A 14,577-nucleotide genomic window follows, 5' to 3' on the forward strand; every position below is an offset into this window, starting at 1 on the left:
CGCACTCCTGCGCCTGCGCGCCGCGCCTATTTCAGATAGGGGGCGGGATCGACGCTCTCGAACCCGTCGCGCACCTCGAAATGCAGATAGGCCTCCTCGCCGGCGCGCAACTTCGCCAGTTTCTGGCCGCGCTTGACCTTGTCGCCCTTCTTGACCGTGATCCCGTCCACATTGGCATAGACCGTCAGCAGGTTGGCGTCGTGGCGGATCACCACGATGGGGACCTCGTCGGCGTCCTCGGTGATGGCGGCGATGGTGCCGGCCTCGGCGGCGGCCACGGGGGTGCCCGGGGCGGCGGCGATATCGATGCCCTCGTTGCGGCCCTTGGCATAGTCGCGGATGATCTTGCCGCCCGAAACCGGCATCGCCATCGCGGCGCCGGAAGAGACTGAGGGTTTGCCGACCGAGACTTTGGGCGGCTCCGGCGCGGTGGCGGCGATCTTTTCGTCAGGCAGGGGTTCGGATGCGCTGGGCGGCGTCGGCGTGGGCGAGCCGCTGCCTGGCGGGGTCACGTCGGTCTGGGGCAGGGCGCGGCGCGGCGCCGGCTGGTCCTTGACCGGGATCAGCAGGTACTGCCCCTCGCGAATGGCGAAATCGGGGCCAAGCCCGTTCCATTCCGCCAGCGCCTTGATCGGCACCTGGTAGAGCCGCGACACCGAATAGGCGGTCTCGCCGCGCTCGACCTTGTGGCGGATCGGTTCCACTCGCTCGGGTTCCTGCCTCGGTGTGGGCGCAGGTGTGGCAGGGTCCAGCGTGGCGGTTTCCACCGCCGAGGGTGCCGGGGTGGTGTCCGGCGCGGCGTCGATGGCCGAACCGGCCAGCGTGGCGATGTCGATCGAGCCGGGCGAGCCGGCGGGCGGTTCCGAGACCCGGCGGGGCAGGGCCATGACCTCGCCCTGGCGCAGGGGGTCGGTGGGCTGAACGCCGTTGTAGCGGGCCAGGTCCTCGGCCGGCAGGCCGATGCGCGCGGCCACGTCCGCGACGGTGTCGCCGCGCCGCGCCACGGCCACCTGGTAGCTGGGATAGGAGATGATGCCGCGCGCGTCCGGATCGGGCCGGTCGGCGGTGCTCACGCTGCGGGCGGCCTCTGCGGTGGAAAAGCCCCCCACGTTGCCGCGCAGGTCGAAATCAAGCGGTTCGGAACAGCCCGCGAGCAGGGCCAGAACGGCGGTCGCCGCCCAGAGGCGGCCTGGTCGTATCGCGATGGCGGGAAATGGCATCTCGTCGTCCTCAATGCGCGCCCCCTGTTGGCCGGGGCTTTTACGGGTTACCTGTGTCGCTCGAATGGTCCGTCAACTGTCCTGGCCCAACCCCTCGAGCAGGGGGACGAACCGCACCGGTCGGATCTCGTCATACTCGAACCCGTCCTCGCCACGGCGCACCCGGATCAGCGTCTGCACGGTGTCCGATTGCCCGACCGGCACGACCATGATACCGCCGATTTTCAACTGCGCCAAGAGCGGGCCGGGGGGGTCCTCGGCGGCGGCGGTCACGATGATGCGGTCGAACGGGGCCTGCTCGGGCAACCCGTGAGAGCCGTCGGCCGTCATCGCGGTGATATTGACCAGCCCCTGCGCCTCGAAGATGACCCGCGCCTCGCGCACCAGCCGCATGTGGCGGTCGACGGTATAGACCCGGCGTGCCAGCTTGCTCAGGATCGCGGCCTGGTAGCCTGAACCTGTCCCGACCTCGAGCACCTTGTCGCGCGGGCTGACCTGCAATGCCTGGGTCATGATGGCCACCACCGAGGGCTGGCTGATGGTCTGCCCGCAGGCGATCGGCAGCGGCATGTCCTCATAGGCGCGTTCCGAGAACAGCCCGCGCACGAAGGGGCCGCGGTCGATCTCTTCCATGGCATTCAGCACGCGCCGGTCGGTCACGCCCTTGGAACGGATCGCGAACAGGAACTGCATCTTGGTTTCCGGCGCGGGTTCGGTCATTCGATGGCCTTCAGTGCCTCCAGCGCGTCATGCGCTGTCAGATCGGCGCGCATCGGCGTGACCGAGATGTAACCGTCCAGGTTGACCGCGGCATCGCTGCCCGGTTCGGTCGGCACGTGCTGGTTACCGCCCTTGATCCACAGGAACCGGCGCCCCGATGGCGAACTGTGCGGCTCGACCGAGAACCTCGTGTCGCGGCGGTAGCCTTGCGGCGCCACCCGCATGCCGCGCACCTCTGCCGCCGGAAGCGGCGGGAAATTGATGTTGTAGAACAACCGGTAATCTTCGCCCGCCTCGGGGGTCGCGGCATGAACGCGGCGGATCACATCGGCGCCATGTTGGGCGGCGGCCTCGAAGGGGTTGTCCAGCCCGAGGTTGCCGGGGCCGTAGTATTGCGACAGCGCCATCGCCGGGATGCCCTGAAGCGCGGCCTCCATCGCCCCGCCGAGGGTGCCGGAGTAAAGTGCGTTCTCGGCCGAGTTGTTGCCCCGGTTCACCCCCGACAGCACCAGGTCAGGGCGAGTATCCTTGAGCACATCGTGCAGCCCCGCCATCACGCAGTCGGCCGGGCTGCCCTCGGCGGCAAAGCGGCGGTCGCCCAGCTTGGCGATCATCATCGGGCGGGTGTAGCTGATGCAATGGGCGACGCCCGATTGCTCGAAGGCCGGGGCGACAACCCAGACCTCGCCCGTCGGTCCCGCCAGGTCGGCGGCGATCGCCTCCAGCACCGTGAGCCCGGGGGCGTTGATGCCGTCGTCGTTGGTCAAGAGTATTCGCATGTCAGCCTGCCCCGTTTGCGTCTTGATAGCCGCGCCCGCCGCCTTGGGCAAGCAAGCGGCGCGCTCTGCCCGCAATTATCGGTCCCGGCGTGGCGGCCGGGCTGTCCGGCGCTCAGAGCAGCGCCAGAAGGCGCTCGGCCTCGTCCGCCGGGGGGATCAGCGCGGTGCGGTCCTCGCCGGGGAAAAACCGGGCACGGGTGGCGGTGGGCATCGGCCGAGGCTCCAGCACCCGCACCTGCGGGCCGGTGCGAAGGGTTTCCGCCGCCCAGCTTTTGGCCAGCGCGATCTGCGCCGCCTTGGTGGCCCCGTAGGCCCCGAAGAACTTTTCACCTGCGCGCGGATCGTCAAAGAACACCGCTTGGCCCGTCTGTCCCAGCAGCGGCGCGACATAGGAGATCAGCAGCGCGGTCGCGCTGGCGTTGACGGCGGTGGATTTTTCCCAGTCCTTGGCGTCGATGAATTGTGCCGGGCTGAGCGGGGCGGCATGGACCGCCGTGTGCAGCCAAAGGGCGACCTCGCCCCAGCGGTCGTGGATGCCACGGCACAGGGTCGCCATCGCCTCGGGTACGGTGATGTCCATCGGCGCCAGCGTGGCGCTGCCGCCCCTGGCCTTGATCCGGTCGTCCAGCTCTTCGAGCGCCCCGGTGGTGCGCCCCACCGCGACGATGTGATGGGTCGGGGCCAGCGCCTCGGCCAGCGCGAAACCGAGCCCGCGGGAGGCACCGGTGATCAGGGCGATTTTCGTCTCGGGCTGTGTCATGGGCGTGGGTGTGCGGCGTTTCCTGCGTCGCGTCAAGAGGCAGGGGCAGGGCTCATCCGCCGGGCAGGGTGATCCGCGCGGTTTCGCCGCTGCGATGGAAAAGCAGGCCATTCTCGTCAATGGCCACCACGCGCCCCCAGGACAGATGGTCGCCCGGGGCGACCTTCTTGATCCGTCCGCCGGGCAGGCGGACCAGCGCATGATAGCCTTTCGCGCCGCCGCTGAGGCCGATCAGGATCATCTGGCCGCTGTCCAGAACCTGCGGCGTCGTGGCCAGGCCAGCCACAGTCGCGGGCGTTTTGCCCGCGTCGGTCTTGTTCGTCATGTGATGCGTGTCCTTGCGGCGGGCCGGTTTCGACCGCCGCCTGTGCTTTGTGTCGGACTGCTGACCTAATGCGTGACGCGGCCCGGCGAAAGGGGCCGCGTTCCGGGCTTGGCGAAAAGCCGCCGGGGCCGCGTTGGGCCTATTCCGCCGCCGGCTTCATCTCGAAGCCCTTCTCGATCATGTCGGCGGGCTTGACCGGGTACTCGCCGGAGAAACAGGCATCGCAGTACTGCGGACAGGATGCATCCCGCCCCGTCGCCTCGCCCACGGCGCGGTAAAGCCCGTCGAGCGAGATGAACTTGAGGCTGTCGACCGCCAGATGCTCGCGCATCTCGTCCTCGGACATGGTCGCGGCGAGAAGTTTTTCGCGCTGCGGCGTGTCGACGCCGTAGAAACAGGGCCAGGCGGTCGGCGGGCTGGCGATGCGGAAGTGCACCTCCTTGGCGCCCGCATCCAGGATCATTTCCTTGATCTTGCGGCTGGTGGTGCCGCGCACCACCGAATCGTCGACCAGGATCACCCGCTTGCCCCGGATCAGGGCGCGGTTGACGTTCAGCTTCAGTCGTACACCCATATTGCGGATCTGCTCGGTCGGCTCGATGAAGGTCCGGCCCATGTACTGGTTGCGGATGATCCCCATCGCATAGGGAATGCCCGATTCCTGGCTGAAGCCGATCGCCGCCGGCGTGCCGCTGTCTGGCACCGGACAGACCAGGTCGGCCTCCACCGGGCTTTCCTTGGCCAGTTCGCGACCGATGGCGGCGCGGGTTTCATAGACGCTGCGCCCGCCCAAGATACTGTCGGGGCGCGAGAAATAGACATGCTCGAAGATGCAGAAGCGCGGTTTCTGACGGCGGAAGGGAAACAGGCTTTCCACCCCGGTTTCGGGGGTGATGACGACCATTTCGCCCGGTTCGATCTCGCGCACGAAATCGGCGCCGATGATGTCCAGCGCGCAGGTCTCGGAACTGAGCACCCAGCCGTCGCCGATCTGGCCCAGCACCAGCGGGCGCACCCCCAGTGGATCGCGCACACCGATCAACTGGGTGCGGGTCATGGCGACGATGGAAAACGCCCCCTCGACCCGGCGCAGCGCATCCTCCATCCGTTCGGGGATGTCACGTTGCAGCGACCGGGCCATCAGGTGAATGATGCATTCGCTGTCCGACGAGCTTTGAAAGATCGAGCCACGCTCGATCAACTCGCGGCGCAGCGCATCGGCATTGGTGATATTGCCGTTGTGGGCAATGGCCGCACCGCCCATGGCGAATTCGCCGAAGAACGGTTGAACATCGCGGATCGCGGCCCCCTTGGCCCCGGCGGTGGAGTAGCGCACATGCCCGATGGCCAGCGGCCCGGGCAGGGTCTCCATGATGTCGGTCGAGGTGAAATTGTCGCGCACGTAGCCAAAGCGGCGGGCCGAGTTGAAGCCTTGCTCCGGATCGTGTGTGACGATTCCGCCGGCCTCTTGCCCGCGATGCTGGAGCGCATGCAGGCCAAGGGCGACGAAGTTGGCGGCGTCCTGGACGCCGGTAACGCCGAAAACGCCGCATTCTTCGCGCAGCTTGTCATCGTCGAACGGGTGGGCGGGGGGCATTTGCGGCATCGGCACGGGAGGGCAGCTCCGAATCCGTTGTTGGGATAGGCCCCCACATAATGGCATGTGCGGCGAGTGTCACGAAAGGATCACATAATTCTAGCGGGACGCACCGCGTTCATGCGCTCAGACCGATCCGATCGTGCGTGGGTTTCGGGGGATTGTGCCGGGAGGGGCTGGCGGCGCGGCGTGGACCGAAGCGGAGCCGCGGGAGCAGGTTGCGACATTCGCGATAGGTCAGCCGGCGGTGCCGGTCATTGCAGTCCGGGCCGGGCACATGAAGAAGCATGCCGGTATGGACAAAGACGATTTCCTCGGTCTCGAATCCGAGCACGATCCCACAGCGCAGGGAAAACCCCGAGACGGTATGCACTCCGCGAAACCCGGTGGTCGCCGGGACCGGGATCAGAACCAGAGGAACACCGAACAGCCGATGACAGACCGAACTCATCACGGCGAGGCTTTGTCCCGCGTTCAGACGCAGATCCGCGCAGTTGCCAAGCCTGTTCACAGGCACGATCCAGTGCAGACGGCTATGATCCGGAGGTTGGCGGTGGAGGGTGGCGATTCGTCTCATGCCGCGCAGGGTGCGGACCCGTTCGCCGCAGCGCAGGCATTCTACCGGGCGCCAGCCGTTGACGGTGTCCAGCAGGGTTCCGGGGGCGAAGGTACGATCATCGGCGCGCTCCACTCGCGGTCGCTCGGACAGGATAGACGCAGGCGCGGCACGGGAAGGCGCCGCTTCAAGAGCGAGGTCTGAGGTCACGGAAACACCTATTCGGTACCAGTTACGCGGCTGTTCAGCCGTGGGTATAGGAGCCGTTCGAAACGGGCCGATCAGGTGACGGAAAAGGGGCAAAAACGTGGCAAGTGGGTCAATTCGAACCGACTGCCCGCCCTTTCGCTGATATCACTCCGGGGCGCCGCAGCTGCCCACCAGTCTCTCGTACTGCCGGGTGATCCAGCCCAGCGCCTGTTCGGGATCGCGCTCCTCGATCGAGTCGGTCATCCGCGAGAAGACCGTGGCCGAACGGCTTTCATCGACAACGGTGAAGTCCTGCCCGGTCATCACCGTGTCATAGACGAAGAAGGCGATCCCTACGAGAAGGATGCCACGCGCCACGCCGAAGAAGAACCCGGCGCCCTGGTCGAGCCCGCCGAGGGCCGAGCGTTGCACCAGTGAGGAAAACAGCGGGGTGAAGAACGAAACCACGATCAACGCCACGGCAAAGACGGCGGCGAAGGCGGCGATGATGCTGAGTTCGCAGCTTTCGCCGATATAATCGCCCAGAACCGGAACCTCCTGGATCAGCGGTTCGACCTGCGGGGCGAACAGGAACCCGAGCACCGCCGCCACGATCCAGCCGGCGATGGCCATCGCCTCGCGCACGAAACCGCGGGAATAGGCCAGAAGGGCCGAAACCACGATGATCAGGGCCACGACCCCGTCGATGATGGTGAAACCGTCCATGTTCCTCGCCTGCTCTGTCCTGCGCTAACCCGCCCCGAAGACTTCGCCGACAAATCCGATCAGGTCGGTCGGCCGTGTCAGGGACAGGCCGCCGCCGGATCCGGTCTTGCCACCGGCCGGAGCGATTGCAGCGGTGAAACCAAGTTTTCGCGCTTCTTTCAACCTGTTTTCGGTCTGAGGTGTCGGACGAAGGGCCCCGGAGAGGCTGATTTCTCCGAAAACCACCGTTTCGGCGGGCAGTGGCGCATCCTCGCGCGCGCTCAGAAGCGCGGCGGCGACGGCCAGATCGGCCGCCGGTTCTCCGATCTTCATGCCGCCGGCGACATTGAGATAGACATCGAGCCCGGCAAAGGGGATGCCGCAGCGGGCCTCGAGAACGGCCAGGATCATCGCCAGCCGTCCGCCGTCCCAGCCGACCACGGTGCGGCGGGGTTGTGACAGCGGCGAGGGGGCGACCAGGGCCTGGAACTCGACCAGCACCGGGCGGGTGCCCTCGATGCCGGCAAAAACCACCGAGCCGGCGCTGGGCTGGCCGCGTTCGGACAGGAACAGCGCCGAGGGGTTGGTGACCTCGGCCAGCCCGCCACCGGTCATCTCGAATACGCCAATCTCGTCGGCGGGGCCAAAGCGGTTCTTGACCGCGCGCAGGATGCGGAACTGGTGGCCGCGCTCGCCCTCGAAATACAGCACGGTATCGACCATGTGCTCGACCACGCGGGGGCCGGCGATCTGCCCGTCCTTGGTGACATGGCCGACCATGATGACCGAGACGTTGTGCCGCTTGGCGAATGTGGTCAGCTCATGCGCGGTGGCACGCACCTGGGTGACGCTGCCCGGTGCGCTGTCGACGTTGTCGGCCCACATGGTCTGGATCGAGTCGATGATGACAAGCTGCGGTTTCTCCGCCTCCAGCGTGGTCAGGATGTCGCGCAGGTTGGTCTCGGCCGCCAGTTGCACCGGCGCATCGGCGAGGTCGAGGCGCCGCGCGCGCATCCGCACCTGGGCGCTGGCCTCCTCGCCCGAGACATAGACCGTCTTCAGCCCCTGGCGGGCAAAGGCAGCTGCGGCCTGCAACAAAAGCGTGGATTTACCGATGCCGGGATCCCCCCCCACCAGGATCGCCGAGCCGGGAACGAGGCCACCGCCAAGCACGCGGTCAAGCTCATCAATACCCGCCATGGCGCGGGGCGGCGGGGCCTCTTCGGCGGAGAGGTCGGTCAGCGGCACCGCATGTCCGCGCCGCGCACCTAGCGATTTCGACGCCGGCCCGGAGGAGAGCGGTTTCTCCTCGGAAATGGTGTTCCATTCGCCGCAGGCTTCGCAGCGCCCGGACCACTTGGTGCTGCTTGCGCCGCAGGCCGAGCACAGAAAGGTTTTGGTTTTTGCCATGTGCCGTTATTGCCCGTCCGCGCACGCGGCCTCAAGCCCCCGCAACCGCCGATCGGTCAGAAGGCCCAGCACCAGCGAGGCGAGGATGCAGAAGGTAAACAGGTAAAGCCCCCAGGCCACCTCGATCCGGGCGTAGGAAATGCCCTTGGCGATGGTGATGTACAAGGCGATGAGGAAAATGTCCGCCATCGCCAGCTTGCCCAGCACGCTCAGCACCGGCAGCGCGCGGGTATCGAGCAGCCGCCACTGCACCAGCGCCAGCCCGATGGTTTTCAGGTAGGGCGCAAAGAGGGCAAAGACGGTGACCACGAGGGCGAGGAAAACATCGGTGCGCCAGAGCGATTGCAGCCCGGTGATGACCGAGATCTCCGACAATCCGAACACCGGCAGGAACCCCGCGCGCAGCAGCGGCGCGAACCAGGCGACGGGATAAAGCACCAGCAGGGACAGGTTGGCGAGACGCAGGATCATCACAGCGGCCTACCCGATTTCACCGGGTTTGGGAACGCGGATGCATCCACCGTTTAGTGCAATTTCCTTCGAAGGAAATTGTCGAGAAAATTCGAATTTTCTCTCACCGCGCGGGATCACCGGACCGCTTCGATCGGCCCCTCGGCGCGGCCGTGGATGAACTGGTCCAGATAGGGATCGCCCGAGTCGTCCATCTTGGCCACCGGGCCGGTCCATTTGATCACCCCGTCATGCAGCATCGCCACGTTGTCGGCGATGGCGCGGACGCTGGTCATGTCGTGGGTAATGGTCATCGCGGTGGCGCCCATCTCGACCACGATCTCGCGGATCAGCTCGTTGATGACGCCGGCCATGATCGGGTCGAGACCGGTGGTGGGTTCGTCGAAAAAGATGATCTCGGGATCGGCGGCGATGGCGCGGGCCAGCCCGACGCGTTTCTGCATGCCGCCGGACAGCTCGGCCGGGAACAGGTCGGCGACCTCGGGCTTCAATCCGACACGGCGCAGTTTCTCGATGGCGATCTCGCGTGCCTCGGCCTGCGGCCGTTTCAGCGCGCCACGCAGCAGGCGAAAGGCCACGTTTTGCCACACCGGCATCGAATCGAACAGCGCGCCGCCCTGGAACAGCATGCCGAACCGGGCGAGAAAGGCGTCGCGGTCGCCGCTGGTGGCGTCGCGCCCGTCGACCATGATGCGCCCCGAATCCGGCGTCACCAGCCCGAGAACGCATTTCAGCGCCACCGATTTGCCGGTGCCCGACCCGCCGATGATCACCATCGACGTGCCCTTGGGCACCTCGAGCGAAAGCCCGCGCAACACGCGATTGCTGCCAAAGGCCTTATGCACATCCTCATACCGGATCATACCGAGAAAAACGCCCCCGTCAGCAGGAAGTTGGCGGCCAGGAGCAACACGGCGGCGACCTCGACACTGGTCTTGGTGGCGGCCCCGACGCCCTGGGCGCCACGGCCCGAGTTCATGCCGTAATAGCATCCCATCACCGTGGCGATGCCGCCGAAGACACAGCCCTTGACCAAGGACGAGACCACATCGAGCGGTTCGAGGAAATCCATCGTGTTCTTGAGGTAGGCCGCCGGGTTGAAGCCCAGGTTCTGGGTCGCAACGACATAGCCGCCGGCGATGCCGATCACATCGCCCACGCCGACCAAAATCGGCACCGTGATCAGCCCGGCCAGCAACCGCGGCGCGGTGAGATATTTCATCGGATGGGTCGACAGGGTGACCAGCGCGTCAATCTGCTCGGTCACCTTCATGGTGGCCACCTCGGCGGCGATCGAGGAGGTGACGCGCGCCGCGATCATCAGCCCGGCCATCACCGGGCCCAGCTCGCGCACCATTCCGATGGCGACGATCTGCGGCACCACCGCCTCGGCGTTGAAGCGCGCGCCGCCGGAATAGATCTGCAACGCCAGCGCGCCGCCGGTGAACAGCGCGGTCATCCCGACCACCGGCAGCGACAGCCAGCCGATATTCAGCAGCGCGTGAAACAGCTCGCGCGGGTAGAAGGGCGGGCGAAAGATATGGCTGAAGGCCGACAACGCATAGAGCGCGACCCGCCCGACCGAGGCCAGCGCAGCCAGCACGGTCCGGCCCAGCCGGGCCACAGGATCGAGCAGCGCCGTCACGACCTGTAGCTGCGCGCATAGCGCGCGCCCAGCGCGGTCAGGATTTCATAGCCGATGGTCCCGGCGGCATCTGCCAGGTCGTCGACCCCCTGGTTCGGCCCCAGAAGGCTCAGGGCCTCGGGCGCCTCCTCGCTCAGCTCGGTGATGTCCACCGTGATCAGGTCCATGGAGATCCGCCCGGCAATCGGGCAGCGTGTGTCGCCATGCCAGAGCGCCAGTTTCGGGGCCAGCGCGCGGAACAGGCCGTCGGCATAGCCTGCAGGCACCGTGGCGATCCGCGATGGTCGCTGCGCTGTCCAGGTGTTGCCATAACCCACGGTCTCGCCCGGCTGGACCTCGCGGGTCTGGATCACCGGCAGGTCGAGCGCGACCACCGGGCGGGCCTCCTCGAACGGGCGTCCGCCATACAGGCCGACACCGGGGCGGGTCACGTCGAAATGATAGGCCTCGCCCAGGATCGTACCGCCCGTGGCCGAGAGCGAGCGCGGCACGCCCAGCCCGTCGGTCATCTCGCGGAAACAGCGCAACTGTTTCGCGTTCATGAAATGGTCGGGCTCGTCGGCACAGGCAAGGTGCGACATCAGCAGCGCCGGCATCTGTTGCAGCACCGGATCGCGCAGCGCGGCCCATTCGGCGGGTTCCATGCCGAGCCGGTTCATCCCGGTATCCAGCTGGATGCCGAAGGCGTGTTGCGGCAGGGTTTCGAAATGGCGCAGCACCTGGTCGACCGAGTTCAGCATCGGCGTCAGGTCGTTGTCGCGGATAAGGGCGCTGTCGCCGGCCATGTGGCCCGAGAAGACCCCGATCATCGGTCCCGGTCCCAGTGCCGCGCGCACCGCCGCGCCCTCTTCGGCGGCGGCGACGAAGAACCGCCGCGCGCCCGCTTGGGCCAGGGTGCGTGCCACGGGATCGGCGCCCAGCCCGTAGCCGTTTGCCTTGACCACGGCGGCTGTCTCCGTGGTGCTCATTGCGTTCAGGGCCCGCCAGTTTGCGGCGAGCGCCTCGAGATCTATTGTCAACTGTCCGGTGCTCATGGCCCGTTCATGACATGGAGGCGCGGGGCGTCAAGTGTAAAACCGTCGCGGTTGCGGCCGGACAGGGGGTGGCGCGAAAATCAGCCGGCCGGGCGCGGTGTGGAGTGCCACCAGATACGCACCTCGCGCGCCAGGCCGGACGGGGCGAATTCGCCCACCAGCATGCCGTCCAGCTCCATCCGGGGCAGGGGATCGCCCGGCTTGCGTTCGGGCAGTCCGGTGCCGGTCGATTTCGCCCAGATCGCGAACAATTCCTCGGAGGCCACCTGATAAGTGACGTTCCAATGGGCGATGCCGCCGGCCGGCGTTTCGCCCAGCACCTCGTAGCCCAGCGTGATATCCTGTTGCAGCTTGATCCGGTCCCAGTAGGCGGCCAGCGCCTCGGGGCCCTGCTGCACCTGGAAGGGCGTGTTGTGATAACAACCATCGGGGGTGAACAGCGCGGCGAAGCCTTGCGAGTCCTGCCCCTCCCAGACCCGCTTGTAGGCGGCCATGAAATCCTGGATCGGCATGGTTCAGAACTCCTGTGCGCGGTCCTGTTGCCAGGCCTTGGCAAGGTTTCCGAAACGGGTGAATTGCGCCTCGAAGGACAGCTCGACCGTGCCGATGGGGCCGTGGCGCTGCTTGCCGATGATGACCTCGGCCTTGGCATGCAGGCGCTCCATCTCCTCGATCCAGGACGCCATCGCCTCGACATTCTCTTCGCCGGGTTTCTCGCGCTCTTTGTAGTATTCGCCGCGATAGACGAACATAACCACGTCGGCGTCCTGCTCGATCGAGCCGGATTCACGAAGGTCCGACAGCTGCGGGCGCTTGTCGTCGCGGCTTTCCACCTGGCGCGACAACTGCGACAGGGCGATGACGGGGATGTCCAGTTCCTTGGCGATGGCTTTCAACCCCATCGAGATCTCGCCGATTTCCTGCACCCGGTTCTCCGAGGTGCCGCGCACCAGCTGCAGGTAGTCGACGATCAGCAGGTCGAGCCCGTTGGTCCGTTTCAGGCGCCGCGCGCGGGCCGCAAGCTGGGCGATCGGGATGGCAGCGGTGTCGTCGATATAAAGCGGGCAGGCCTCGAGGTCCTTGGCGGCCTCGACAAAGCGGCGGAACTCACCCTCGGTCATGTCGCCCTGGCGGATCTTGTGGCTGGAGATTTCCGAGGCCTCGGCCAGGATCCGACCGGCCAGCTGCTCGGCGCTCATCTCCAGCGAGTAGAAGCCGACGACGCCGCCCTCGACCGCACCTTCCGTGCCATCGGGCAGGGTGCCGCGCTTGTAGGCCTTGGCGACGTTGAAGGCGATGTTGGTGGCCAGCGAGGTCTTGCCCATCGACGGGCGCCCGGCAAGGATCAGAAGGTCGGATTTGTGCAGCCCGCCCAGCTTGTTATCCAGGTCGTCCAGCCCGGTGGAAATCCCCGCCAGCCCGCCTTCGCGCTGATAGGCGGCGTTGGCGACGTTGACCGCATCGGTCACTGCGCGCAGAAAGCTTTGAAACCCGCTCTCGGACTGGCCCTGTTCTGCAAGGTTGTAAAGGTGCTGCTCGGCCTCGACGATCTGCTGCTTGGGGCCGCTGGCAACATCGACGCGGGCGGCCTTGTCGGCGATCGACTTGCCCAGGCCGATCAATTCACGCCGGATCGCCAGGTCATAGATCATCTCGGCATAGTCGCGCACCGCAAAGGCGCTGATCGCAGCGCCGGCCAGGCGGGCCAGGTAGGCCGGGCCGCCCAACTCCTTGAGGCCCTCGTCATGCTCGAGAAACGCCTTGAGCGTGACCGGAGAGGCCAGCGCGTTCTTGGCGATGCGAGCGGCGGCCACCTCGTAGATACGGGCGTGCACCGGGTCATAGAAATGCTGCGAACCGATGACGCTCGCCACCCGGTCGTAAACATCGTTGTTGGTCAGGATCGCACCGAGGAGTTGCTGCTCCGCCTCGATGGAATGCGGCATGGTCTCTGCGTCCTGAGTCTCGGGCGTGGCCGGGTTGACTGCTGTGATCTCGTTCATCTCTGTCCCGTTCTGCCTGACTGCCGCGCCGTCCCGAACGGTCCTGCGCGGTCGTTGACCGGTCTTGCGCCGGTTGGATCCTTGTACCTTACCCCGCGTGGAAATCCATCTGGACGGATGCGTGGATAAGCCGGTGGATAAGCCTGTGGGGCTTACCTCGGCCGGTTCGATTCCTCAAAATACGGTAGCATAGGATTGGCTGCCCGCAAAATGTTGCGTTGCCGTTTTGGCGCTTCGTGATTCTACAGGGAATTCGCCCCCAAGCGGCCCACAGGTTTACCCACGATTCGGCACCCCGCGCCGGGCTATCGGGCTCAGCTCTTGTGCGCTTCCTGCCAGCCCCGTGGGTCGTTGAGGAACTGCTCGACCCCCCGCAGGGTATCGCGGCTGAAGGTGCCCGAGTCCCTGGCCTCGGCCAGGACGTCCCACCAGGTGCACAGGTGGTGCAGGCTGACCCCGTGGTCGCCCAGCGTCTTCTCGGTCTCCGGGAAGATCCCGTAATAAAAGATCACCGCCGTGTGGGCGCAGGTGGCGCCGGTGGCGCGAACCGCATCGACAAAGGACAGCTTGCTGCCGCCATCCGTGGTCAGATCCTCGACCAGAAGTACACGCTCGCCCTCGTGCATCGCGCCCTCGATCCGGGCGTTGCGGCCATAGCCCTTGGGTTTTTTCCGCACATAGGTCATCGGCAACCCCATCCGTTCGGCCACCAGCGCGGCAAAGGGGATGCCGGCGGTCTCGCCGCCCGCGATGTTGTCAAAGGCCTCGAACCCGGCGTTGCGCATCACGGTGACGGTCAGGAAATCCATCAGGGTGCTACGGATGCGCGGGTAAGAGATCAGCTTGCGGCAATCGATGTAGGTCGGGCTCGGCAGCCCACTGGCCAGGGTAAAGGGCTCTTCCGCGTTCAGATGCACGGCCTCGATCTCCAGCAACATCCGTGCGGTCAGGCGGGCCATCTCTTCGGGCGAGGGGTAGGAGGAGGGGATCATCGCGGAACTCCGTTCGGGCGGCTGGGTTGCAGCGGGGCTTACTGGAGCCGCCGGAAAAAGAAAAGCCCGCCCGGCACCGGGCCGGACGGGCTTTTGATCATCCGCCTGTGCGGATCAGAACAGGAAATCGTTGGCCGACAGGTCGGCGGTCGCGATCCCCACCAGCGTGAC

The 14,577-nt window shown here is 66.4% G+C and carries 16 protein-coding genes; all 16 read right to left on the reverse strand.

The window, feature by feature from the left end; translation table 11 throughout:
- Positions 1-26 precede the first annotated feature (26 nt).
- The 16 genes from ABWV23_RS08245 to ABWV23_RS08320 all read right to left on the reverse strand — a co-directional run bounded on the left by ABWV23_RS08245 (position 27) and on the right by ABWV23_RS08320 (position 14,406).
- Positions 27-1,220: a peptidoglycan DD-metalloendopeptidase family protein gene (locus ABWV23_RS08245; RefSeq protein WP_353346840.1), complete on the reverse strand. Its 1,194-nt coding sequence runs from the start codon at positions 1,218-1,220 to the stop codon at positions 27-29.
- Between the two features lie 72 nt (positions 1,221-1,292).
- Entirely contained in the window at positions 1,293-1,940 is a 648-nt protein-coding gene (locus ABWV23_RS08250) for a protein-L-isoaspartate(D-aspartate) O-methyltransferase (RefSeq protein WP_353346842.1), read from the reverse strand.
- Positions 1,937-2,719 carry a 5'/3'-nucleotidase SurE gene (gene surE / locus ABWV23_RS08255; RefSeq protein ID WP_353346844.1) on the reverse strand — a complete coding sequence of 261 codons (783 nt, stop codon included), beginning with the start codon at positions 2,717-2,719 and terminating at the stop codon, positions 1,937-1,939. Before surE ends, ABWV23_RS08250 begins: the two co-directional genes overlap by 4 nt.
- A 112-nt stretch (positions 2,720-2,831) precedes the next feature.
- The gene (locus tag ABWV23_RS08260; RefSeq protein ID WP_353346846.1) at positions 2,832-3,479 is read right to left on the reverse strand and encodes an SDR family NAD(P)-dependent oxidoreductase; all 648 of its coding nucleotides are present in this window, start codon (positions 3,477-3,479) and stop codon (positions 2,832-2,834) included.
- Positions 3,480-3,531: 52 nt separating this feature from the next.
- A complete protein-coding gene (locus tag ABWV23_RS08265; protein ID WP_353346848.1) occupies positions 3,532-3,804 on the reverse strand; it encodes a hypothetical protein in 273 nt (90 codons plus the stop codon).
- A gap of 139 nt (positions 3,805-3,943) precedes the next feature.
- Positions 3,944-5,401 (reverse strand): amidophosphoribosyltransferase, encoded by a 1,458-nt coding sequence (gene purF / locus ABWV23_RS08270; RefSeq protein WP_502901639.1) that lies wholly within the window; start codon positions 5,399-5,401, stop codon positions 3,944-3,946.
- A gap of 118 nt (positions 5,402-5,519) precedes the next feature.
- Positions 5,520-6,092 (reverse strand): Hint domain-containing protein, encoded by a 573-nt coding sequence (locus tag ABWV23_RS08275; protein WP_353346851.1) that lies wholly within the window; start codon positions 6,090-6,092, stop codon positions 5,520-5,522.
- Between the two features lie 219 nt (positions 6,093-6,311).
- On the reverse strand, positions 6,312-6,872 hold the full coding sequence (locus ABWV23_RS08280) for a CvpA family protein (protein ID WP_353346853.1): 561 nt from the start codon (positions 6,870-6,872) through the stop codon (positions 6,312-6,314).
- A 24-nt stretch (positions 6,873-6,896) separates the two neighbouring features.
- Positions 6,897-8,261, reverse strand: coding sequence for a DNA repair protein RadA (gene radA / locus ABWV23_RS08285; protein ID WP_353346855.1), 1,365 nt, complete (start codon positions 8,259-8,261; stop codon positions 6,897-6,899).
- Positions 8,262-8,267: 6 nt separating this feature from the next.
- Positions 8,268-8,732, reverse strand: a complete 465-nt coding sequence (locus ABWV23_RS08290; protein ID WP_353346857.1) for a paraquat-inducible protein A — start codon at positions 8,730-8,732, stop codon at positions 8,268-8,270.
- Positions 8,733-8,848: 116 nt separating this feature from the next.
- Positions 8,849-9,595: an ABC transporter ATP-binding protein gene (locus ABWV23_RS08295; protein WP_353346859.1), complete on the reverse strand. Its 747-nt coding sequence runs from the start codon at positions 9,593-9,595 to the stop codon at positions 8,849-8,851.
- Complete coding sequence (locus ABWV23_RS08300) at positions 9,592-10,368, reverse strand: MlaE family ABC transporter permease (RefSeq protein ID WP_502901640.1); 777 nt, start codon at positions 10,366-10,368, stop codon at positions 9,592-9,594. Before ABWV23_RS08300 ends, ABWV23_RS08295 begins: the two co-directional genes overlap by 4 nt.
- Before the next feature lie 5 nt (positions 10,369-10,373).
- On the reverse strand, positions 10,374-11,411 hold the full coding sequence (gene alr / locus ABWV23_RS08305) for an alanine racemase (RefSeq protein ID WP_353346863.1): 1,038 nt from the start codon (positions 11,409-11,411) through the stop codon (positions 10,374-10,376).
- Positions 11,412-11,491: 80 nt separating this feature from the next.
- Positions 11,492-11,923: a nuclear transport factor 2 family protein gene (locus ABWV23_RS08310; RefSeq protein WP_353346865.1), complete on the reverse strand. Its 432-nt coding sequence runs from the start codon at positions 11,921-11,923 to the stop codon at positions 11,492-11,494.
- A 3-nt stretch (positions 11,924-11,926) separates the two neighbouring features.
- A complete protein-coding gene (locus ABWV23_RS08315; RefSeq protein ID WP_353346867.1) occupies positions 11,927-13,414 on the reverse strand; it encodes a replicative DNA helicase in 1,488 nt (495 codons plus the stop codon).
- A 314-nt stretch (positions 13,415-13,728) separates the two neighbouring features.
- Entirely contained in the window at positions 13,729-14,406 is a 678-nt protein-coding gene (locus ABWV23_RS08320) for an orotate phosphoribosyltransferase (protein WP_353346869.1), read from the reverse strand.
- Positions 14,407-14,577 lie beyond the last annotated feature (171 nt).

It is taken from the genome of Aquicoccus sp. SU-CL01552 (genome assembly GCF_040365005.1).
In the GTDB taxonomy this organism is placed as follows: domain Bacteria; phylum Pseudomonadota; class Alphaproteobacteria; order Rhodobacterales; family Rhodobacteraceae; genus Antarcticimicrobium.

What these genes read in the sequence shown, in the direction of transcription:
- ABWV23_RS08290 (WP_353346857.1), bottom strand. Translation starts at nt 8,732, where the DNA reads ATGATCCTGCGTCTCGCCAACCTGTCCCTGCTGGTGCTTTATCCCGTC.
- ABWV23_RS08260 (WP_353346846.1), bottom strand. Translation starts at nt 3,479, where the DNA reads ATGACACAGCCCGAGACGAAAATCGCCCTGATCACCGGTGCCTCCCGC.
- surE (WP_353346844.1), bottom strand. Translation starts at nt 2,719, where the DNA reads ATGCGAATACTCTTGACCAACGACGACGGCATCAACGCCCCCGGGCTC.
- ABWV23_RS08245 (WP_353346840.1), bottom strand. Translation starts at nt 1,220, where the DNA reads ATGCCATTTCCCGCCATCGCGATACGACCAGGCCGCCTCTGGGCGGCG.
- ABWV23_RS08315 (WP_353346867.1), bottom strand. Translation starts at nt 13,414, where the DNA reads ATGAACGAGATCACAGCAGTCAACCCGGCCACGCCCGAGACTCAGGAC.
- ABWV23_RS08265 (WP_353346848.1), bottom strand. Translation starts at nt 3,804, where the DNA reads ATGACGAACAAGACCGACGCGGGCAAAACGCCCGCGACTGTGGCTGGC.
- ABWV23_RS08295 (WP_353346859.1), bottom strand. Translation starts at nt 9,595, where the DNA reads ATGATCCGGTATGAGGATGTGCATAAGGCCTTTGGCAGCAATCGCGTG.
- purF (WP_502901639.1), bottom strand. Translation starts at nt 5,401, where the DNA reads ATGCCCCCCGCCCACCCGTTCGACGATGACAAGCTGCGCGAAGAATGC.
- ABWV23_RS08310 (WP_353346865.1), bottom strand. Translation starts at nt 11,923, where the DNA reads ATGCCGATCCAGGATTTCATGGCCGCCTACAAGCGGGTCTGGGAGGGG.
- alr (WP_353346863.1), bottom strand. Translation starts at nt 11,411, where the DNA reads ATGAGCACCGGACAGTTGACAATAGATCTCGAGGCGCTCGCCGCAAAC.
- radA (WP_353346855.1), bottom strand. Translation starts at nt 8,261, where the DNA reads ATGGCAAAAACCAAAACCTTTCTGTGCTCGGCCTGCGGCGCAAGCAGC.
- ABWV23_RS08320 (WP_353346869.1), bottom strand. Translation starts at nt 14,406, where the DNA reads ATGATCCCCTCCTCCTACCCCTCGCCCGAAGAGATGGCCCGCCTGACC.
- ABWV23_RS08280 (WP_353346853.1), bottom strand. Translation starts at nt 6,872, where the DNA reads ATGGACGGTTTCACCATCATCGACGGGGTCGTGGCCCTGATCATCGTG.
- ABWV23_RS08250 (WP_353346842.1), bottom strand. Translation starts at nt 1,940, where the DNA reads ATGACCGAACCCGCGCCGGAAACCAAGATGCAGTTCCTGTTCGCGATC.